Origin of the sequence: Collinsella sp. CLA-ER-H9 (genome assembly GCF_040092295.1) — a bacterium.
Taxonomy (GTDB): domain Bacteria; phylum Actinomycetota; class Coriobacteriia; order Coriobacteriales; family Coriobacteriaceae; genus Collinsella.
In genome coordinates this window covers 21,414-42,470 of sequence record NZ_JBBNLV010000017.1, presented here as the reverse complement: position 1 = coordinate 42,470, position 21,057 = coordinate 21,414, and the positions used below count along the sequence as shown (strand labels likewise).

13 protein-coding genes and 1 rRNA gene are annotated in these 21,057 nt (G+C 57.8%); 10 read left to right on the top strand and 4 right to left on the bottom strand.

Annotated features, from left to right (window positions below; genetic code table 11):
- From rrf to uvrB, 4 genes are all read left to right on the top strand, one after another.
- Positions 1 to 113 (top strand): 5S ribosomal RNA (gene rrf / locus AAAX73_RS08590); the annotation flags it as partial.
- A gap of 192 nt (positions 114 to 305) precedes the next feature.
- The gene (gene coaE, locus AAAX73_RS08585) at positions 306 to 947 is read left to right on the top strand and encodes a dephospho-CoA kinase (protein ID WP_349125631.1); all 642 of its coding nucleotides are present in this window, start codon (positions 306 to 308) and stop codon (positions 945 to 947) included.
- Positions 940 to 1,521 (top strand): lytic transglycosylase domain-containing protein, encoded by a 582-nt coding sequence (locus tag AAAX73_RS08580; protein WP_349125630.1) that lies wholly within the window; start codon positions 940 to 942, stop codon positions 1,519 to 1,521. Before coaE ends, AAAX73_RS08580 begins: the two co-directional genes overlap by 8 nt.
- A 51-nt stretch (positions 1,522 to 1,572) precedes the next feature.
- Complete coding sequence (gene uvrB, locus AAAX73_RS08575) at positions 1,573 to 3,813, top strand: excinuclease ABC subunit UvrB (RefSeq protein ID WP_349125629.1); 2,241 nt, start codon at positions 1,573 to 1,575, stop codon at positions 3,811 to 3,813.
- Positions 3,814 to 3,878: 65 nt separating this feature from the next.
- Here uvrB and AAAX73_RS08570 read toward each other — a convergent pair whose 3' ends face one another.
- From AAAX73_RS08570 to AAAX73_RS08555, 4 genes are all read right to left on the bottom strand, one after another.
- Positions 3,879 to 5,519, bottom strand: a complete 1,641-nt coding sequence (locus tag AAAX73_RS08570; RefSeq protein ID WP_349125628.1) for an FAD-dependent protein — start codon at positions 5,517 to 5,519, stop codon at positions 3,879 to 3,881.
- Between the two features lie 80 nt (positions 5,520 to 5,599).
- Positions 5,600 to 6,871 carry an NAD(P)/FAD-dependent oxidoreductase gene (locus AAAX73_RS08565; protein ID WP_349125627.1) on the bottom strand — a complete coding sequence of 424 codons (1,272 nt, stop codon included), beginning with the start codon at positions 6,869 to 6,871 and terminating at the stop codon, positions 5,600 to 5,602.
- Positions 6,872 to 7,702, bottom strand: a complete 831-nt coding sequence (locus AAAX73_RS08560) for an Mrp/NBP35 family ATP-binding protein (protein ID WP_349125626.1) — start codon at positions 7,700 to 7,702, stop codon at positions 6,872 to 6,874. It abuts the gene before it with no gap.
- Between the two features lie 145 nt (positions 7,703 to 7,847).
- Positions 7,848 to 10,001, bottom strand: a complete 2,154-nt coding sequence (locus tag AAAX73_RS08555; RefSeq protein ID WP_349125625.1) for an LTA synthase family protein — start codon at positions 9,999 to 10,001, stop codon at positions 7,848 to 7,850.
- A 193-nt stretch (positions 10,002 to 10,194) separates the two neighbouring features.
- On the opposite strand from AAAX73_RS08555, the gene uvrA reads away from it, so the two are divergent.
- The 6 genes from uvrA to AAAX73_RS08525 all read left to right on the top strand — a co-directional run bounded on the left by uvrA (position 10,195) and on the right by AAAX73_RS08525 (position 21,055).
- Positions 10,195 to 13,071, top strand: coding sequence for an excinuclease ABC subunit UvrA (gene uvrA, locus AAAX73_RS08550; RefSeq protein WP_118081930.1), 2,877 nt, complete (start codon positions 10,195 to 10,197; stop codon positions 13,069 to 13,071).
- Positions 13,072 to 13,207: 136 nt separating this feature from the next.
- Positions 13,208 to 13,708, top strand: a complete 501-nt coding sequence (gene ybaK, locus AAAX73_RS08545; RefSeq protein ID WP_349125624.1) for a Cys-tRNA(Pro) deacylase — start codon at positions 13,208 to 13,210, stop codon at positions 13,706 to 13,708.
- 3 nt (positions 13,709 to 13,711) lie between these two features.
- Positions 13,712 to 16,015, top strand: coding sequence for a lipid II flippase MurJ (locus tag AAAX73_RS08540; protein WP_349125623.1), 2,304 nt, complete (start codon positions 13,712 to 13,714; stop codon positions 16,013 to 16,015).
- A 6-nt stretch (positions 16,016 to 16,021) separates the two neighbouring features.
- A complete protein-coding gene (uvrC, locus tag AAAX73_RS08535) occupies positions 16,022 to 17,962 on the top strand; it encodes an excinuclease ABC subunit UvrC (RefSeq protein ID WP_349125622.1) in 1,941 nt (646 codons plus the stop codon).
- 365 nt (positions 17,963 to 18,327) lie between these two features.
- A complete protein-coding gene (locus AAAX73_RS08530; protein ID WP_349125621.1) occupies positions 18,328 to 19,941 on the top strand; it encodes an ABC transporter substrate-binding protein in 1,614 nt (537 codons plus the stop codon).
- A gap of 157 nt (positions 19,942 to 20,098) precedes the next feature.
- Positions 20,099 to 21,055 (top strand): ABC transporter permease, encoded by a 957-nt coding sequence (locus AAAX73_RS08525; protein ID WP_035138896.1) that lies wholly within the window; start codon positions 20,099 to 20,101, stop codon positions 21,053 to 21,055.
- Positions 21,056 to 21,057 lie beyond the last annotated feature (2 nt).

The following is a 21,057-nucleotide window of genomic DNA, read 5'->3' as shown; positions in this document are numbered from 1 at the left end:
AGCGGCCAGAGCATGGGGGGCACGCCCGGTCCCGTTCCGAACCCGGAAGCTAAGCCCCATCGCGCCGAGAGTACTGCGGGGTCAGCCCGTGGGAGGCCAGGGCGCCGCTGACCGGTGGACGGCACCGTGCCGCCATTGGGAATGTAGAAGGGGGAGGCCTCGCGGCCTCCCCCTTTTTTCGTTTGATAGAGAGCTGTAATACAAGAACTCGCCTTCGTTTAGCTTGTCTTACTGTTTGGCTGTATTTTGAGTCCTTCTTTTGTATTTGCGCGATAATAACTCCCATTGGCGTTAGGGAGGACTTGATGTTTACCGTTTTTGTCTTGGGCAATATTGCTTCGGGTAAGTCGACCGCCTGTCGCTATCTTGAGTCTCGCGGCGCCATGCTCATTGATTTGGATGATCTCGCAAAATCGTTATATGTTCCGGGTTCTGATCTCGTTGGCGCACTCGCTGAGGAATTTGGCTGGGACATTCTTGACGAGGAGGGCGGCGTTCGTCGCAGCGTTTTAGCCTCTCGAGCTTTTGTTTCTCCTGATTCCGTCGCTCGGCTCAACGGTATTGTCCATCCGGTCCTTATCGATCAGTTGTCGCTGAGGATTCTTGATCCGGTTTGCTGCACGGTTTCGTCCCCCCGTTATCCCTTTGCGGTTGTCGAGGTTTCTGCCCCGACTGGTTTTGAGGATGCTTTTGGCCTGGCTGATGAAATTCTGGTTATCAGCGCTCCTTTAGCAGTTCGTCGCGAGCGTGCCATTCATCGTGGTATGGGGTCCTCTGATTTTGATGCTCGCTCTGCATGCCAACCTGATGAGGCTTCGCTTTGCAATCTCGCTACGACGGTAATCGATAATGCGGCAGGCGATAATTCGCTCTATGAACAACTGGACGCATGGCTTGCGCGCCATGGCTTCGGGGATGTAGCGGATAAGGAGGATGCCGATGCCTAAGACACGTTTCTTTGCGTGGTATCGCGTGGCGCCACTTGCCGTTGTGTTCGTCTTCGGCCTTATTTCGCTCGTCTACTCGTATGCTCCTGCCGCCTTCTTTAAGCCTTTGTATCCGATTGACTACGAGGCGTATGTAAAGCAATCGAGCATTTCGCACAATCTTGATCCGTATCTGGTGTGTGCTGTTATAAAGTCTGAATCGAATTGGGATCCCGAGGCTGAGTCGACTCAAGGCGCTCGGGGATTGATGCAGCTGATGCCTGAGACTGCCCAGGATATGATTGCCTTGGGTCTTGTCGATGGTAGTGAGTATTCAGCCGACAACCTTAACGATCCCGCTACGAACATCGAGTTTGGCTGTGCGTATTTTTCGTATCTTCTAACGTATTTTAACGGGTCGACGGACAGCGCTATTGCTGCATATAACGCCGGCATGGGTAATGTGGACGGTTGGGCGCAGCAGGACACATCGCTTCACAACGCGATCACCTTTCCCGAGACGCAGGCTTATCTGATTCGCGTCAATAATGCCTGGGTTCGCTATAAGACTCTCTATCCTGATCGGTTCGTATAGGACTAAGCCCACCGCCTGCATATACTGCAGATGTATGAGTTAGGAGTATCCATGGCGGAATTTGAAGTAGAACGCGTTGGCGGTGAACTTAAGCGCTTTGGCGTTGAGGGCGCTGAGGTGCCGTTTGAAGTCGTTTCTCCCTATGAGCCTGCCGGTTCCCAGCCCAAGGCCATTGAGTCGCTTGTGCAGGGTGTGAGGGACGGAGACCGCTATCAGGTTTTGCTGGGTGTGACTGGTTCGGGCAAGACCTTCACGATGGCAAAGACTATTGAGGCCCTGGGAAAGCCGACGCTGGTCATGGCTCCGAATAAAACGCTCGCCGCTCAGCTTGCAAGCGAGCTCAAAGAGTTCTTTCCCAATAATGCTGTGGTCTACTTCGTCTCGTATTACGACTACTATCAGCCCGAGGCGTATGTGCCGCAAAGCGATACATATATCGAGAAAGACTCCTCGATTAACGAAGAGGTCGAGATGCTGCGCCATCAGGCGACCGCGTCACTGCTCTCTCGACGCGATGTAATCGTTGTCGCATCGGTCTCGTGTATCTATGGCATTGGCTCTCCTGAGGACTATGCGGGTCTGGCTCCAAACGTCGACAAGAAGGTGCCGCTCGAGCGCGATGACTTTATCCATGCGCTCATCGATATTCAATACGATCGCAATGATTATGACCTGGCGCGCGGTACGTTTCGCGTGCGCGGCGATGTTGTCGACGTGTATCCGCCTTATGCCGAGCATCCGTTGCGGTTTGAGTTCTTTGGCGACGAGGTCGAGCTGATTGCCGAGATCGATGAGGTCACCGGTGAGATGCTTCGTGAGTACGAGGCCATCCCCGTATGGCCGGCATCGCACTACGTGACCGAGAAGCCGAAGGTCAAGGCGGCTCTGAAATCGATCAGCGAAGAGTGCGAGAAGCGCGTGGCGGAGCTCAAGGCGACCGACAAGTTGCTCGAGGCGCAGCGTCTGCAGCAGCGCACCGATTATGATCTTGAGATGCTCGAGACGATGGGCTTTTGCAACGGCATCGAGAACTACTCGCGTCATCTGGACGGTCGCAAGCCGGGTGAGCCGCCGTTTACCCTAATCGATTACTTTCCCAAGGATATGCTCTGCATCATCGACGAGAGTCATGTGACGGTGCCGCAGATCCGCGGCATGCACGAAGGCGACCGCTCGCGTAAGGTGACGCTGGTGGAGCATGGTTTTCGTCTGCCTTCGGCACTCGATAACCGCCCGCTTCGTTTTGATGAGTTTGAGGCGAGGATTCCCCAGTTCATCTACGTTTCGGCCACGCCGGGCGACTATGAGCTGCGGGTTAGCCAGAACGACGTTGAGCAGATTATTCGTCCGACCGGTCTGCTCGACCCCAAGATCGACGTTCGTCCGGTTCGTGGGCAGATTGACGATCTTGAGGACGAGATTCGCGAGCGCGTGGCGCGCAAGGAGCGCGTGCTGGTGACCACGCTCACCAAGCGCATGGCCGAGGACCTGACCGACCATCTGCTTGATGCCGGCATTAAGGTCAATTACATGCACTCCGATACGGCGACGATGGACCGTGTCGAGATCCTGCGAACGCTGCGCGAGGGAAAGATCGATGTTCTCGTTGGCATCAACCTGCTCCGCGAGGGTCTAGACCTTCCTGAGGTCTCGCTGGTGGCAATTCTCGACGCTGACAAGGAAGGCTTCTTGCGCAATCGCCGTTCGTTGATTCAGACGATTGGCCGTGCGGCCCGTAATGCCGACGGCGAGGTCATCATGTATGCAGACGTTGTGACCGATTCGATGAAAGAAGCCATCGAGGAGACGCAGCGCCGTCGCGAGATTCAGATGGCATATAACGAAGAGCATGGCATTGTTCCCAAGACGGTCCGCAAGGCCATTAACGACATTTCGAGCTTTATTGCCGAGGCCGAAAAGACTGTGGGCTCGAAGGGACGCTCGAGAGGCGATTCGCTGGGTCACGGTGCGTTCTATACGCCTGACGAAAACGGCGAGGGCGCCGCGCCGGAGACGGTGGCGCCCGAGCAGACACTTGCGGAGCAGTTGGAAGAACTGCCGCATGACGAGCTTGTGCGGATCGTCGAAACCATGGAAGAGGATATGCGCAACGCTTCTGCCGCCATGGACTTTGAGGAGGCGGCGCGCCTGCGCGATGCTGTCGTTCAGATTCGGGCGATGCTCGAGGGTGCGTCTGAGGACGAGACGATCGAGCGCTTACGTTCGCAGGCCCGCAAGGGTTCCACGTTCGCATCGGGCAGAAAACGCCAGGGTGCACGGTTTAAGAAATAGCGAACAGGCCCCGAGTTCCCTGTGGAGCTCGGGGCCTGTGTCTTTTGCGTGCTGGAATTCGTGCGCTAGAGGTCTGCGATCAGGGCTTCGGCGCAACGGATGCCATCGGTAGCGGCGCTCATGATTCCTCCGGCATATCCGGCTCCCTCGCCGCAAGGGTAGAGCCCCGGGGTCGATACAGCATGGCATTGCCGGTCTCGAGTAACGGTGACCGGAGAGCTCGAGCGTGTTTCAACACCGGTGAGGACGGCATCGGGATGGTCGTAGCCACGCAGTTTTTTGCCGAGCAAGGGAATTCCCAGACGAAGCGACTCGATGATATGTTGCGGCAATGACTCATCGATTGCTGTCCAAGTCACGCCGAGCGGATAGGTGGGCTTTACCTTGCCGCATGTCGTGCTGGCGCGTTCTGCAAGGAAATCGCCGACGAGCTGTGCCGGTGCGTTCCAGTTGGAGCCGCCAAGGCGATAGGCAGCCCGCTCGCAAATGCGCTGGAGTTCTACGCCTGCAAGAGGATCATCGCTGGGGAGATCATCGGGCGTGACGTTAACGAGGAGAGCGGCGTTTGCGTTGCGGCCGGCGCGGGCGTTGAGACTGGCGCCGTTGACGCACAGATGGCCGGGCTCTGAAGAGGCGGCGACAACCTGTCCGCCGGGACACATGCAGAATGAGAACACACTGCGGCCGTTGGGAAGATGGGCAACGAGCTTATAGGGGGCTGCTCCGAGCGCGGGATGACCCGCTGCGGGGCCATATTGCGCCCGATCGATATCACGCTGCGGGTGTTCGATGCGAACGCCCATGGCAAACGTCTTTTGAGCGAGGGCGACATGATGGGTTTTGAGAACCTCGAATACGTCGCGGGCAGAATGACCGCAAGCAAGGATGAGATGCTTTGTGTTGATTGACTCGCTTGTCGCGTCGTGGGACGACTGGATGTCGATACCGACAATGGTGCCAGACGCGTCGATGCGAATGTCGACGAGCTTCGTTCGATAACGGACGACACCTCCGAGCTGCTCGATGCGCTGGGATATAGCGGTGACAACTGTGGGAAGGATGTCGGAGCCAATGTGCGGCTTGGCATCCCACAGAATATCGCGGGGCGCACCCGCCTCGACGAAGGTTTCGAGGATAAGGCGATGGGCGGGATTTTTTGTTCCCGTATTGAGCTTGCCGTCCGAGAAGGTCCCCGCGCCGCCCAGACCAAACTGGATATTACTCTCGGGGTCGAGGATGCGCTCCTTTAGAAAGAGGTCGATCGCATGCGAGCGGCGAAATGCCGGGTCGCCGCGCTCGATGAGCAAGGGCTTAAGACCTGCTTCGGCGAGCGTAAGCGCAGCGAAAAGGCCGGCGCATCCGGCGCCGACAACGACAGGGCGTTCTTGAGGTGCGTCGGAGACGGGGGTGGGGAATGAAGACCCATCGTCTTCTATCGCGCGTACGCGCGAGCGGTCACGCTCGGCAACGCTGTCGACCGCTTCTCGCTCGAGGTGGGGACTAGTCAGCTCAACACGAAAGCTTAGGATAAAATGGACGTCTCGTTTTTTGCGGGCGTCGATTGACTTGCGGTGGAGCTCGATGGACTTGATCTCGGAGTCCTTGCAACGTAGGACGCGCTTGGCGACTCGCTTGCCAACAATGAGGCAGGCATTTTCATCGCCGGCTTCATCGAGCGACGCGTTGACTTGGGTGATTTCGATCATCGAGGTCTCCTTAGAGGCAAGAAAGAGGCCGTCCGGTATCCCAGACGGCCCGAATGCGTTTTTGATTATAGACTGCGCGGCTACAGGCTGCTTGCAGCGCGAATGCCCGAGAGCCAGGCCCACGCAAGGTTAAAGCCTCCGCAATCGGCGTCGATGTCGAGCGCTTCTCCGCAGACGTAAAGCGGGGCGCCTGTGGTGCTGTTCACGTAAAGATTGGGTGTCGAGACGCACTCGATAGATATGCCGCCACGCGTGACCTGTGCTGAGCGCTCCTCTGCCGTCCCTTCGACGGACAGTTTAAAGTGCTTGAGGATTGAGACCAGGTGGATGACATCGCGCGAGCCGGGATGGCACCGCTCGAATGCCGTACAGACGACGTGTGAGAGCTGCGGGGCGAGCATGCCGTCAAGCCAGTGGGAGTTTCGGGGCGAAAAATCGCCGAGCACGTTGACACGCTGCTCGAGCGTATCGAGCAGCTCATCTTTGGAGAAATCTGGAAAGAAGTCGATCAGAACAGTGTCGCCCTGGTTGATACGGCGAGAGAGATTGAAGGCGGCGACGCCTGAGATGCCGAAGGCACGGAACAGCACTTCGCCATCTTCTCGCCAGAGCTCTTCGTGGCTGCGCGAGAGCGTTAAACGGGCCCGGACGCGCAGACCATCCAGAGTTTCGAGTGCCGTCTGGTCGCCGACAACTGATGCCGATACGGGGCACAGGACGGGGCACAGGGGCGTCAAGGGAAGGCTAAACACCTCGGCGATGCCGGTGGGGTTGCCGCCTGTAGCGATAACCACGGCCCTTGCCTGCAGGGTATCGCTCGTGCGAGGAGCATCGGCTAGCGCCTTTCGAAGCGAACGGAGCTCCGTCTTTCGATCGCCGTGCTTTTTGGGTTTGAGTACATGAGCGGGACGGTCGATCTGAAGCGTCCAGCCTTCGGAAGCCTTATGAGCCGCAATGACGTTAGTCCCGCAGAGTAGGGTGATGCCCAAACGCTCGCATGCATTGAGGAGTGCATCGCGAACCGACTCGGCGCGAAGGGAGCGCGGGTATAGGCGGCCTTCCTCACGGATCGTCATGATGCCCAGCGAGGAGAAAAAACTCTCGAGATCTTGCTCGGGTTGGGGGCCCATGATGGATTCGACAAAGGCGGGGCGGTTATATCGCCGAATGTCGATGGATTCGTTTGAGAGGTTGCAGCGGCCGTTTCCGGTTGCGAGCAGCTTGAGACCGCAGGCGACGTCGCGCTCGACGACGCAGACGCTTTTGTCGACACGCGCCGCCGTAATGGCGGCGGCGAGGCCCGAGGCCCCGCCGCCGATCACCAAGACGTCATAGAAGGCGCTTGCGTTCACTTAGGCCTCGTCTGTCTTGTGCGGGGCGATGGCCTCAACGGCGGAGACGGCTTGGGGCAGCATGCCGGCGGGCAGCGCGGTTTCGACTTCTCCCTTGTCGCAGGCTTCGGCGAGCGCGGGATCGATGGGCAGCTGACCAAGGATGTCGAGATGATAGGTCTCGGCGACCTCGGGAAGCTTGCTCTTGCCGAAGACCTCGATCTTCTTGCCGCAGTCGGGGCATTCGATATAGCTCATGTTCTCGACAATGCCCAGAATCGGAACGTTCATCTTCTCGGCCATGTTGACCGCCTTGGCGACAATCATCGAGACTAAGTCTTGCGGGCTCGTGACGATGACGATGCCATCGACGGGCAGTGACTGGAAGACGGTGAGTGCGACATCCCCCGTTCCCGGAGGCATATCGACCAGCAGATAGTCGATGGGGCCCCAAGAGGTTTCGCTCCAGAATTGCCTGATGGCGCCGGCGATGACCGGACCACGCCAGAGGACGGGATCGGTCTCGTTTTGAAGCAGCAGGTTGGAGCTCATGACCTTGACGCCGTGCTCGGAGATCTCGGGCAGCATGAGGTTGCCGAGGGCATGGACATGGCGTCCGCTCATGCCGAACATTTTGGGGATGGAGGGGCCGGTGATGTCGGCGTCGAGAATGCCAACCTTGTTGCCGCGGCGGGCGAGCTCGGTTGCGATGGCGCCCGTCACAAACGACTTGCCGACGCCTCCCTTGCCGGAAAGCACAGCGATAACGCGCTTGACCTCCGACAGCGTATTCTCTTCAAATTGCGACGGCGTTGATTGTCCGCCGGCTGCTTGTGCGTGCTCGCAACCCATGTATGACTCCTTTGTATATGTTGGGGCCGGGGCCCCGCGATGTGACACGAGCGTCATTGTACCCTCGTTTGCGAGCGGGAGTCATTTGCGATGCATTTGGGCCGAGCGTGCTTGCAATACGATGGGTCCAAGCGAATGGGCGGGCTTACTGAACTTTGCTGGCGAACTCGAGGTATTGCATGCGCTGCAGCTTGTCGATCGTCGAGGCGTATGGGCTGTCTTCAGATTCCAAGTCGTAGCGCAGCCCGTCGGCACCAAGATAGCCGGCGACATTGATGGTGGGCACATCTGACCTTGTTGCAAGCAGGGCCTTTTGATAGTCAGTGAGCGGGGCGCCGATCTTATTAAGGGTAATAGCTGCAATCTCGTTTGCCCCGACGGTGTCGTAGACGTTGAGCTCGGTATTGCCGGCGATTTCATAGTTAGCCCAGACGAAATAGGTCGACTGATAGATACGGAAAGCGTGGCTTGCCGTATCTTCCTGAGGGTACAGCTCGTCGTTGAGAGTCGTTGCGGCGCTCGGCTGATGGTCGCCAAAAAAGACAAGAACAACCGGTCTGCCGATATTGCGGAGCTCATTGATAAAGTACTCGAGGTCCCGGTCGGATGCATTGATGCAGGTGAGATAGGTATTGAGCGCGCTATTGGCGCCCTCGCTGGCTCCCTCGACCCAATAGTTTGTCAGCTCTTCGGCGGGAACGGTGCCATAGTCGTAGCCGCCGTGATTTTGCATCGTGACGTCAAAGATGAACTGCGGGGCTTCGTCGGTTCTGAGCAGGTCGAGTATCTTGTCGTAGGTGGCGTAGTCGCATACGCCGGCATGGTAATAGGGCGCACCTTCGAAATCGCCGATTGAAAGAAAGTCTCCAAAACCCAGCTGCTGATAGATTTTATCTCGATGGTAGTTGACGGGGTTTTGCGGGTGCATAGCGGTAGTGGTATACCCGAGCTCTTTAAGGTCCTTTGCCAGGCTGTTGACGCCATTCATCTGATACAGCTGATAGGGGATTTTGCCTAATCCGACAAAGGCCGTTGTCGCTCCGGTCAAAAATTCGAATTCGGAGTTCGCCGTTCCGCCACCGGTGACCGAAGCGAGCATGGTGCCGCGAACAAGTGTGTCGGGAAGCGAGTTGTAGAATGCGGGACCGGTGTACCCGGCCGCCTGGAGCTGCTCAAAGCACGAAAGGTCGCTAAAACTCTCGTTCATGACGGCAACAATCGTCGGCTTGATTTCATTGAACTGGGCAACGGCCGCCGCGCGCTGCTCGCTCGAGCCATACGTGCTGTCGTAGGCGGCGGCGAGCTCCTGCTCGATGCTCTGCGCCTCATCGGGCGTATAGTCTTCGGGCTTTTCAATGGGCAACTCGTTGACCATTTCGGTGAACGAAGTGATAAAACCCTGAGACGCATACGTGGTGATGGGCTGCCAACGGTCAAATCCAAAATCCAGCGACTGCTCCAAGTCGATGTTGGAAAAGCCCAAGAGCCCCACAACGGTCACTAGCAGAAAAGCGCAGAGGTTAGCGGCGATTGCGGGGAAGACATGGGCGGGCGTACGGAGCTTTCGCGGTCGGATAAGCGAAAGAAGCCCCAGGGAAATCTCCAGCAGGGCGAGTGAGGTTACGATTCCTGCAGTGAAGGTGAACTCATATCCCTCACTTACTTCCATTGCGGTGCCCAATGCCAAAATGTCGCTCGGCAGGATGGCCTCGCCTTTAAACGTTATGACGAAGTGCTCGGCAATGCCAAGGGTACAACAGACGACGGGCACGAGGGCCATGACTCCTCCATGACGCTGTCCCAGCAAATAAAGGGAGAGCAGAACCGTCGCGAGCAGCCCAACGGAAAACCCGAATGAGTTGGCGGGAATGCGATAGAACGTTTCGTTGCAGGCAATTTCGAGTGAAACGAACGAGAGCGCTGAAACAGCGGCGACGACAAGGATGTCGCGGCAAATACAGGCAACCGTTCCCGTCGCAAGATCGGTTTGGTCGATAAGTCCCGAAACCAAGGGCTCGACAAGAAGTATGACGGCGGCAGCACCGAGCGCCGAATAAGAAAGGACCCATAGGGAACAGTCCTCATTTACGAGCAATTGATTCGTAATCCATGCAGCTACCATGCCGAGCGGGATGAGGAGCATCGCGCACCAAAAGACGCGGGCAATGGGCGGTTTTTCGTTGTGTTTGATTGAAAAATACACGCGCACGACGACGGCGGCCACGATAAGGACGGCGATGAATATGGGCAGATTGGCCATGCCACTCGAAGTGATTTCAAGGGGGATATCTTCGGTCATGGACGTTCCTCTGTTACAGCAAATTAAGTTCAGTTTTAGATTACTCTAACCTTTCCACGGCATTTCGAGAAACAAAGCACCCGACACGCAAAGCAAAAGGTCTGCGAATCTTGTATTACGAACATCTGTGCGCGTTGAGTGCGTTAAACTCATCGACAGTGTGATTTGAGGTTATAGGAGGCAAGGAGCTTCCATGTCTGATTCTTCTATCGTTATCCGTGGTGCGCGCGAACACAACCTGCGCAATATCGATGTTTCCATCCCGCGCGACGAGCTCGTGGTCATTACCGGTCTTTCGGGCTCGGGCAAGAGCTCGCTGGCGTTTGACACGATCTATGCCGAGGGTCAGCGTCGCTACGTGGAAAGCCTGTCGAGTTATGCGCGCCAGTTTTTAGGCCAGATGGACAAGCCCGATCTAGACTCGATCGACGGCCTTTCGCCGGCCGTCTCGATCGATCAGAAGACGACGTCCAAGAATCCGCGCTCGACGGTGGGTACTGTAACTGAGATTTATGACTACCTTCGCTTGCTTTTTGCACGCGTGGGCACGCCACACTGCCCCGAGTGCGGTCGCGTTATCGAACGCCAGACCACCGACCAGGTCGCCGATAAGGTCCTGGCAGCGGGAGAGGGTCGTCGTGCGTTTGTGCTGGCACCGGTGGTGCGCGGGCGCAAAGGCGAGTACGCAAAATTGTTCGAGGATCTTCGGGCTGAGGGCTTTAGCCGCGTGCGTGTCGACGGCGAAGTACGCTCGCTCGACGACCCCATCGATCTGGACAAAAAGTTCAAGCACGATATCGAGGTCGTAGTCGACCGCATCGTGATTCGGGAAAACTCTCTGGGCCGTATCGCCGAGTCGGTTGAACAGGCGACTGCCTTGGCACACGGCAATGTGAACGTGTACATGCTGCCCGATCGCGATGCTCCCGAGGGAACCGAGGGCGAGCTGCTGGAGTATTCGTTGGCTCTGGCGTGCCCGGAGCACGGGCACTCCATCGACGACCTACAACCCCGCGACTTTTCGTTCAACGCGCCCTATGGTGCGTGTCCCGAGTGCGATGGTCTGGGCTTTAAGAAAACGGTCGATGCCGAGGCGCTGATTGAGGACCCGTCGAAGTCGATTGCCGATGGGGTCTTTGGAAGCCTGTTCGGCAATTCGAACTACTACCCCCAGATCTTCGCCGCAGTCTGTAAGCACTTTAAGGTGAGCGCGGATACACCGTGGGAAGACCTACCTCCGCGAGTGCGCCGTGCATTTTTGGATGGCATGGGCGACAAGAAGATTTCGGTGGACTATCAAAAGCTCGACGGTCGTCGCAGCCAGTGGGACACCAAGTTTTCGGGCGTGCGCAATATCCTGTACGAGCGCTATACCGAGACGACCAACGAGAACACTAAGGCGCGCCTGGAGAAGTACATTCGCGAGGAGCCGTGTTCGAGCTGCCATGGGGCTCGCCTGCGCCCCGAGATGCTCGCCGTCACCGTGGGCGGCAAGTCCATTTATGAGGTTTGTTGCCTGTCGTGCCGCGAGTCGCTCGAGTTTTTTGAGGACCTTGAGCTCACCGAGCGTCAACAATTCATCGGCGGTCGTATCGTCAAGGAAATCCTGGAACGCTTGCGTTTTCTGGTTGATGTCGGCCTTGATTATCTGACGCTCGATCGTGCTTCGGCGACGCTTTCCGGCGGTGAGGCGCAGCGCATTCGCCTGGCTACGCAGATCGGTGCGGGCCTCATGGGCGTTCTCTATATTCTGGACGAGCCTTCGATTGGTCTTCACCAGCGCGACAACGAGCGGCTGATTAAGACACTCGAGCGCCTGCGCGATATCGGCAACACCGTTATCGTCGTTGAACACGATGAGGACACGATTCGTGCTGCCGACTATGTGATCGATATGGGGCCAGGCGCGGGCGTCAACGGCGGGCACGTGGTCGCCGCGGGAACGCCTGCCGATATCATGGCGTGCCCCGATTCCATGACGGGTGCTTATTTGACCGGCAAGCGGATGATCCGCGTGCCAGACGAGCGCCGCAAGCCCGGCCGCGGCTGCCTTAAGATCACGGGCGCCCGCGCCAACAACCTCAAAAACGTTACCGCCAAGATTGAGTTCGGTACGCTCACAGTCGTTACCGGTGTTTCGGGATCGGGCAAGAGCTCCCTGGTCACCGATACGATTGCGCCCGCGCTTACGAATGCCATCCACCGTTCGACGCGTCCCGTGGGTCCGTACAAGAAGATTGAGGGCATCGAGTGCATCGATAAGGTGATCGACATTGACCAGTCGCCGATCGGTCGCACGCCGCGTTCGAACCCTGCGACCTATATTGGCCTGTGGGATGATCTGCGCGCGCTGTTTGCGAGCACGCCGGAGTCGAAGGCGCGTGGCTACTCGCCGGGACGCTTCTCCTTTAATGTGAGCGGCGGACGCTGCGAGGCGTGCAAGGGCGACGGCCAGATCAAGATTGAGATGCACTTTCTTCCCGATATTTATGTTCCCTGCGAGGCTTGTGGCGGCAAGCGCTATAACCGCGAGACGCTCGAGGTTACCTATCGTGGCAAGACTATCTCGGACGTACTTGACATGAGCGTGGCCGAGGCACTGGCTTTCTTTGGGAATATTCCGCAGATCAAGCGAAAGCTTCAAACCCTGTATGACGTCGGCCTAGGTTATGTGAGCTTGGGCCAGCCCGCCACGACGCTCTCGGGTGGTGAGGCGCAGCGCGTAAAGCTCGCCAAGGAGCTTCATCGCCGTCAGACGGGTAAGACGTTCTATATTTTGGACGAGCCTACGACCGGTCTTCATTTTGAGGACGTTCGCCAGTTACTTGATGTGTTGCAGCGTCTAGTCGATGCGGGCAATACGGTGTTGGTGATCGAGCACAACCTCGATGTCATCAAGGTCGCCGACCGTCTGATCGATATGGGTCCCGAGGGTGGCAACGGTGGCGGAACTGTCGTGGTCTCGGGTACGCCAGAGCAGGTTGCGGCATGCCCGCAGAGCTATACCGGCAAGTTCTTGGCGCCGTTGCTCAAACGCGATAAGGAGCGTCAAGCGCAACTCGATGCCTAATACATAGGTGTTTTTGAAACATGAGCGCCGCCGATTCCTTGCGATTCGGTGGCGCTCTCTTTGTCGAGATAGCGTATGCCGCGCAAATGGACATATACTTAAAAATTGCGTTCTTATATGAGGGAAAGGATATGCCATGCCGAAGGCCGTGAAGACGCCAAAGACCAACGCCATGCGCGAGCTGGAAAGCGCCGGCATCTCCTATGTTCTCCATACGTACGAAGACGATGGCGACGAATCGTCGGGGCTGGGCGTCGCGATTTCCGAGCAGCTTGGCGAGGAGCCCGGTCAGGGATTTAAGACCCTGGTCTGCACGACGCCGTCCAACGACCATGTCGTGTGCTGCATTCCCGTTGCCGACGAGCTCGACCTCAAGGCCGCCGCGCGCGCCGCAGGCGAAAAGTCGCTGACCATGATGCATGTCAAAGATTTGCTTGCCGCGACGGGGTATGTCCGCGGCGGTTGCAGTCCGGTCGGTATGAAAAAACGATTCCGGACGCTGATCGATGAGACATGCGTCCTTTGGGATACCATTTTTATCTCGGGTGGCAAGCGCGGCTATCAGCTTGAGCTTGCTCCCGATGACTTAGTTGCATTTTGCGGGGCGACGGTTGCCCCGATCACGAGAGAGGACTGAGCGATGCCGCAGGAAGAATCAAAGCGCGGAGCTCACTTTGCAAAAGGGTCGGCTCCTCAGACGCCCGCGCCCGAGGCCGCTTCGTTCGATAACGAGATTCGAAACGCCTGGTCCGCTGCCGCTGACCCGGGCGAGACGGCCGTGTACTTGCGTGCCGCCGGTGCCGGCACGGCACTTCCCCGTACGGTTCTTTCTTCGGCTCGTCCCGATGAGACGGCTGTCTTTTTGGCCGCCGCTCAATCGAGCGCCAGCGTGATGCCGATCGCCTCCGAGGCTCCTCGTGCGCCGCGTCCCGATGAGACGGCGGTGTTTTTGATGGCAGCCCAGGGAAAGAGCACACCGCAGAGCGCTCCTGCCGCTCGTTCCGCCAAGCCCACGGCTCATGATGATGGCGAACCGCTTCTTTCGGATGACGAATGGTCGCCGCTTGGTTCGACCGATCCCGTCGAGGGCGTGGCCATCGACGGTGATGACGACTGGGACCCTCTGTCGTTTTCTGCCCGAACCGTCGCCGCCAATGAAGTTGACACGGTGTTTGGCGACCATGCCATATTCGATGATGATGCCGTATCCGGTAACAACATGCCGAACAGCGATGACGCCGCACCTGCTGATGACGCCGTTTTGGTTGACGATCCCTTTGCGATGACCGGCTCCTTTGCCGTCGTGGACGATTTGCCGCCACAAGATGAGGTTTATGAGGACTCTCAGGACGACGTAGACGATATGGGTTCGTCGGACTACTCCACGGTTGGTCGTTCTGCTGGCCTTATGACCGTGCTGACCATCGTGTCGCGTGTCACCGGGTTTATCCGCACGTGGGCCATGGCGGCCGCCATCGGTATGTCGCTGCTCTCGTCCTCCTATCAGGTTGCCAACAACCTGCCCAACATGCTCTACGAGCTCGTGATGGGCGGCATGCTCGTTACGGCGTTTTTGCCGGTGTATATGGGTGTGAGGCGCGAGCAGGGTCGCGAGGCATCGAACGAGTATGTCGGCAACCTGCTTGGTATTCTGCTTCTGCTGCTGGGCGGTATCTCGCTGCTGGGCACCGTGTTTGCTCCCGGCTTTATTTGGACGCAGTCGTTCCTTTCGGGCGATGGCGGCAGCATGGATACCGCTGCGTTCATGTTCCGCTTCTTTGCTATTCAAATTCTGTTTTATGGCTTGGGCTCGGTGTTCTCGGGCGTTCTCAACGCACATCGCGACTATTTCTGGTCGACGTTTGCCCCGGTTCTCAACAATGTCATCGTCATCGCCAGCTTTATGGGCTTTGCTTCCGTGTCTGCACAATTTGGCGAGCAGGCCGGTATTATCTTGATCGCAGTTGGTACGACCCTCGGCGTCTTTGTCCAGATGGCCTGCCAGATTCCCGCGCTTGGCAAGCATGGCGTGCATCCTCATATCCATATCGACTTTAAGGATCCCGCGCTGCGACAGACGATCGCGCTTGGTATCCCGACGCTGCTCGCCACGGTGTGCATGTTTGTCTCGACCTCCATTACCAATGCCGCCGCGCTGGTGGTGCAGCCCGAGACCGGCCCTTCCGTCATCGCATATGCGCGCTTGTGGTACACATTGCCCTATGCGCTGATCGCCGCCTCGCTTTCGACGGCACTTTATACCGAACTCTCTCACGATGCGCAGGAGAAGGATTACGACAGCGTCCGCACGGGCATTTCGCGCGGTGTCGCCCAGATGCTCTTCTTCCTGATTCCGTTTGCGATGTATCTGATCGTCTTCGCCCGTCCGCTCAACATGATCTACTGCGCCGGCAAGTTCGATGAATCCGGTGTGGCGCTGGTGTCGGAGTTCCTTATCTATCTGGCACTTTCCCTGCCGCTCTACGGCGTGGTCGTGCTCATGCAGAAGAGCTTCTCGGCCTTGCTCGACATGAAGCCCTACGGTCGTTATTGCCTTTACTCTGCCATTGGACAGGCCGGTTCGGTGCTGCTGTTTGGCGTGGTGCTGGGCTACGGTATGCCGGCAATTGCGCTTTCGTACGTCGTTGACTACGTAGTCTTGGTCGGATGCTCACTGTGGTGGCTGCGCCGTCGTCTGCATGGCCTTCAGGTCAAGTCTATCCTGCATGGCGGTTTCTTCGGCCTACTGTTCGGTGGCTTGGGCGCTGCCGCGGGTGCCGGCGTCATGTGGGCACTTGAGCACTTTGTCGGAGCGCTTGGCAGTTCGATCCTAATTACCCTGGGCTACGTTTGTGTTGCAGGCGTCGTCTCGCTCGCTGTAACTTTTGGTCTCGCCTTCGTCTTTAAGATGCCCGAGGTCTCGGCGCTGCTTCGTCGCAAGTAGGTGCGCGTGGCAGGTCACGACAACATTCCAACACTTGCCGAGCAGGTTTCGCGCGTTCCCACGCAACCCGGCTGCTACCTTTGGAAAGATGCCAAGGGTGATGTCATCTATGTGGGCAAGGCAAAAAACCTGCGTGCCCGTATGCGTCAATACGTGACACTGCAGGACGAGCGTCAAAAGATCCCGCTCATGATGCAGCTGGTGGCGAGTTTCGACTATATCGTGGTGGAGACCGAGCACGAGGCATTGGTGCTCGAGCGCAATCTGATTGGCCAGTACCATCCGTACTTTAACGTCGATCTCAAAGACGATAAAAGCTATCCCTTTATCGCCATTACCAAGAGCGACTTGTTTCCGGCTATTAAATACACGCGAGAGCGTCATAAACCGGGAACGCGCTATTTTGGCCCCTATACCGATAGCCGTGCGGCGCGTGAGACCATCGATACGCTACGCAAGGTTATTCCTATTTGCTCGGCATCCTGTGCGGAATGGCGCCGCTGCCGCCGCATCGTCGAATCTCATAAGGGCGAAGAAGACATCGTCAATATGATTTGCGCGCAAAACGGGCGTCCCTGCTTTGACTACCATGTCGGGCGCGGGCCGGGCGCATGCGTCGGCGCGATTTCCCCTGCCGACTATGCCAAGAACGTCAAACGTGTCGAACGTTTCTTGTCGGGCCATCGCAAGGATGTCGTTGACGAGCTTACGTCCGAGATGACGGAGGCAGCCGAGACGCTCGATTTTGAGCGTGCGGCGCGCGTCAAGCGTCGCCTGGAAGTCATTAGGGGCCTGGACGATCGCCAACAGGTCGTTTTTCCATCGAGCGTCGATATCGACGTCATCGGCTTCTATCGCGAAGAGACTATCTCTGCCGCCTGTGTCTTTGTCGTTCGCGAGGGCCGAACGGTTCGAACTTGTGAGTTCATCCTCGATAAAGGCCTGGATGTCGACGAGGAAGAGCTTCAATCGGGCTTTCTTAAGCGCTATTACGACGAGACGGCTGATATTCCAGCCGAGATCAATCTCTCTGTCGAGCTTGAGGATGCCGAAGCGTTGGGGGAGTGGCTTGCGGGCAAGCGCGAACGCTCTTGCCATCTCCATAGGCCGCAGCGCGGCGAAAAGCACCGCCTGCTCGATATGGCTTCCAAAAATGCGCGCCATGCCCTCATGCGCTACATGATGCGCACGGGGTATGCTGACGATCGCACCAATCAAGCGCTCCTGGAGCTCGAAAGCGCGCTGGCGCTGCCTGCGCCGCCGTTGCGCATCGAGTGCTTCGATATCTCGACGTTGCACGGCACCTTTACCGTCGCTTCGATGGTGGTATTTACCAACGGCCGTGCCGACAAGGGCCAGTATCGTCGCTTTAAAATTCAGGCCGAATTGGACGAGGCGAACGACTTCGTATCGATGTCCGAGGTTCTGGGGCGTCGCTATGCTCCCGAGCGCATGGCGGACGAGCGCTTTGGCTCGCGCCCCGATTTGCTCGTTGTCGATGGCGGCAAGCCGCAATTGACCGCTGCAATTAAGCAACTTGAGGCGCTTGGCCTCGATATACCAGTTTGTGGCTTGGCAAAGGCCGATGAGGAAGTTTTCGTGCCGTGGGACGAGACTCCCGTCGTGCTGCCGACCGGCTCCGCTTCGCTTTATCTGATCAAGCAGGTTCGCGATGAATCCCACCGATTTGCGATTACGTTCCATCGCGAGTTGCGCGATAAGGCTATGACGGTTTCGGTGCTTGACGACGTTCCGGGCGTGGGACCCGCCAGAAAACGTGCCATTATGCGCCATTTTGGCTCGATGAAGCGTTTGCGCGCGGCAAGCGAGCAGGAGATTGCGGAAGTTCGAGGCGTTCCGGCCGATGTCGCCAAAGCGGTCCACGAGGCACTTGTTGCATGGAATGCCGAGCGCGCCCAGGCATCGGCCAGCCGTTCCGAAAACTAAACGCGCTTCTAAACAACTGATATACATGATTGGCTGATTTTCAATCATTTATTTCGCGGCGATTACCTGCTGATTTCGGGTTTTATTAACGCTAAAACGTTTGACTAGCCATGGTGAATAACCCTGCTATCCTGCGGGTTGACGAAGACTGATATCTCACCTCGTCGATACATACTGTCTGTCGAATCGTTTGTCAATGAATTCGGTGAACGGTAGTAAATACCGTTCAAGCGTATGTATGTATCGGTCGCCGAGCGCGGCACCCAAGTTGGGTTTGTCGGTAGGTAAGGTATATGTCGTCCGCAAGTTGCGCGGGGGCAAGTCTAGGTGCCTCCGGGTAAGATTCTCTATTGATAGGAGAAGACATGGCCATCATCAACAAGGGTATGTCCAGGCGTTCGTTCCTCGGCCTCACCGGCAGCGTCGCTGCTGTCGCCGGCCTTGGTCTCACCGGCTGCGGTGGCAGCTCCAGCGACGAGGGTTCCGCTGCCAGCTCCACCGATTCCGCTAACCGTGGCGGCGGCGTGATTACCGCTGGTTCCGCTTACGCTCCGTCCAGCTTCGACCCCGCCAGCACCGGCTCCGCTGTTGGCCTGGGCGCTAACTGGCATGTCGTCGAGGGCCTTTACGGCATCGATTACCACGACTATAGCACCTTCAACGAGCTCGCCACCGACGATCCCAAGTCTGTGGACGACACCACTTTCGAGGTCACCATCCGCAAGGGCGCCAAGTTCTCCGATGGTACTGAGGTCACTGCTGACGACGTCGTCGCTTCCTACACCGCTTGCGCCGCTTCCGCTACCTACGCTCCGTTCTTCCAGCCCTTCGAGTCCATCGAGGCTAAGGACGCCAGCACCGTGACGGTCAAGACCAAGGTCCCCAACTTCTCCCTGCTCAAGGATCGTCTTGCCATCATCCGCGTTACCCCGGCCACCCAGACCGAGGAGGATCGCGCCAAGCAGCCGATCGGCTCCGGTCCCTGGATGTACGACTCTATCTCCGATACCGAGATCACCCTGGTTCCCAACCCCGAGTACAACGGTGAGTATGCTGCCGAGGATAAGAAGATCCAGTACAGCATCCTGACCGACCCCACCGCTCGCGTTACCGCTCAACAGGAGGGCTCCACGCTCGTTATGGAGCTCGTTACTGCTGACGCCGTCGACCAGCTCGAGAGCGCCGGCTGCAAGATCGATAACGTTCAGGGTTTCGGTACCCGCTTCATCATGTTCAACGTCGCCAAGGAGCCTTGGAACGACGTCAAGGTCCGTCAGGCCGTCATGTATGCGCTCGACACCGAGAAGATGGTCAGCAACACCTTCGCCGGCCTTGCCACCGCTGCCAGCTGCTACCTGCCTAAGAGCTTCACCAACTATCATGAGGCTTCCACGGTGTACAAGACCGACGCCAAGAAGGCTAAGAAGCTCATCGAGGAGTCCGGCATCACCCCGGGTGCCATCACCCTGCGCACCACCGACAACGAGCAGATTAAGGGCATGGCCGCCCAGGTCAAGAACGACCTCGACGCTCTCGGCTTCGATGTGACTATCCAGACCGATACCTCGCCGGCCACCTACGCTGCCATCGACGGCGGCGAGGCCTACGATATCCTCCTTGCCCCTGGCGATCCTTCCTGCTTCGGCGCCGACCCCGATCTGCTGCTCAACTGGTGGTACGGCGACAACGTCTGGATGCAGACCCGTTGCCCGTGGAAGGAGTCCGCTGAGTGGCAGAAGCTCCACGGTCTCATGGACGAGGCTCTTGCCGCCGAGGGCGACGAGCAGCAGAAGAAGTGGAACGAGTGCTTCGACATCATTGCCGACAACGCCGTTCTGTACCCCGTTGTCCACGTCAAGACCGTCTCCGCTTCCTGGGACGATCCGTCCACTGCGCCCAACGGCGAGGCCCTCGATGGCTTCAAGGGCATTGGCACGACGAGCATGTCCTTCAGGGGCGTTGCGACCGTCAAGGCGTAAGACTCGCTTGAGTCTGTATGCAGGATGTCGGCCGTTGGGACCGTATCCTCATAGTTGAAACAAAGACCCGGGCGGCAACGATGTCGCTCGGGTCTTGTAATGAGTATCCGTACTCATATACCAGTTGGTCCTACCGACAAAAGAAAGGGGAGAGAACGTGAACAACTTGCTACGTTTGATTGGAAGGCGTCTTGTGGCGCTGCCGATCATGGCATTGGGCGTCACCGTCCTGGTGTTCTTCCTTATGTCGTTCTCCAAGACCGACCCCGCCTACACGGCGTTGGGTGACGGTGCCTCGCCCGAGGCGGTTGCCGAGTACCATGAGAAGTATGGTCTGGACGACCCCTGGCCCGTGCGCTACGTTCGCTATATGGGCGATTTGATTCATGGTGACATGGGTACCTATGGTGCTGCTCGCAACTCCGTTGCCAAGCGCATCTCCACGGCCCTGCCCGTCACGATGCAGCTGACCTTCATCGGTCTTGCCATCGGTGCGGTCGTTTCGTTTTTGCTCGGCGTCATCGCGGCACTGTATCGCGACAAATGGCCGGACCAAGTGATCCGCGTCTTTTCCATCGCCGGCTTGGCAACCCCGTCGTTCTGGCTTGCCGTTCTGTTGATCCTGCTGTTCTCTTCCTACCTTAAGGTGCTCCCGGCATCGGGTGCTCTGCCTCACTTCACCACGAATCCGGTTGGCTATCTGGGACGTATGATCATGCCCGCTATCGCCTTGGCATTTCCGCTGACGGGCCAGATGACTCGTATCGTGCGTACCGCCATGGTCGAGGAGCTCGACAAGGACTATGTCCGTATGGCTCGTGGCGCCGGCGTTCCCGAGAAGGTCGTCGTCGGCATCAACGTTCTTCGCAATGCGCTGATCACCCCGGTCACCACCCTCGGTCTTAAGATCGGTTACCTCATGGGCGGCGCCGTCGTCATCGAGGTTATCTTCAACCTCCCCGGCATGGGCACTGCGATTCTGCAGGGCGTTCAGGGCAACGAGGCGAACCTGGTTCAGGGCGTCGTTATCGTCGTTGCTCTTGCCTTCATCATCATCAACATCGTGGTTGACATGCTCTACCTGCTCATCAACCCGCGCATCAGGACGGTGTAGAT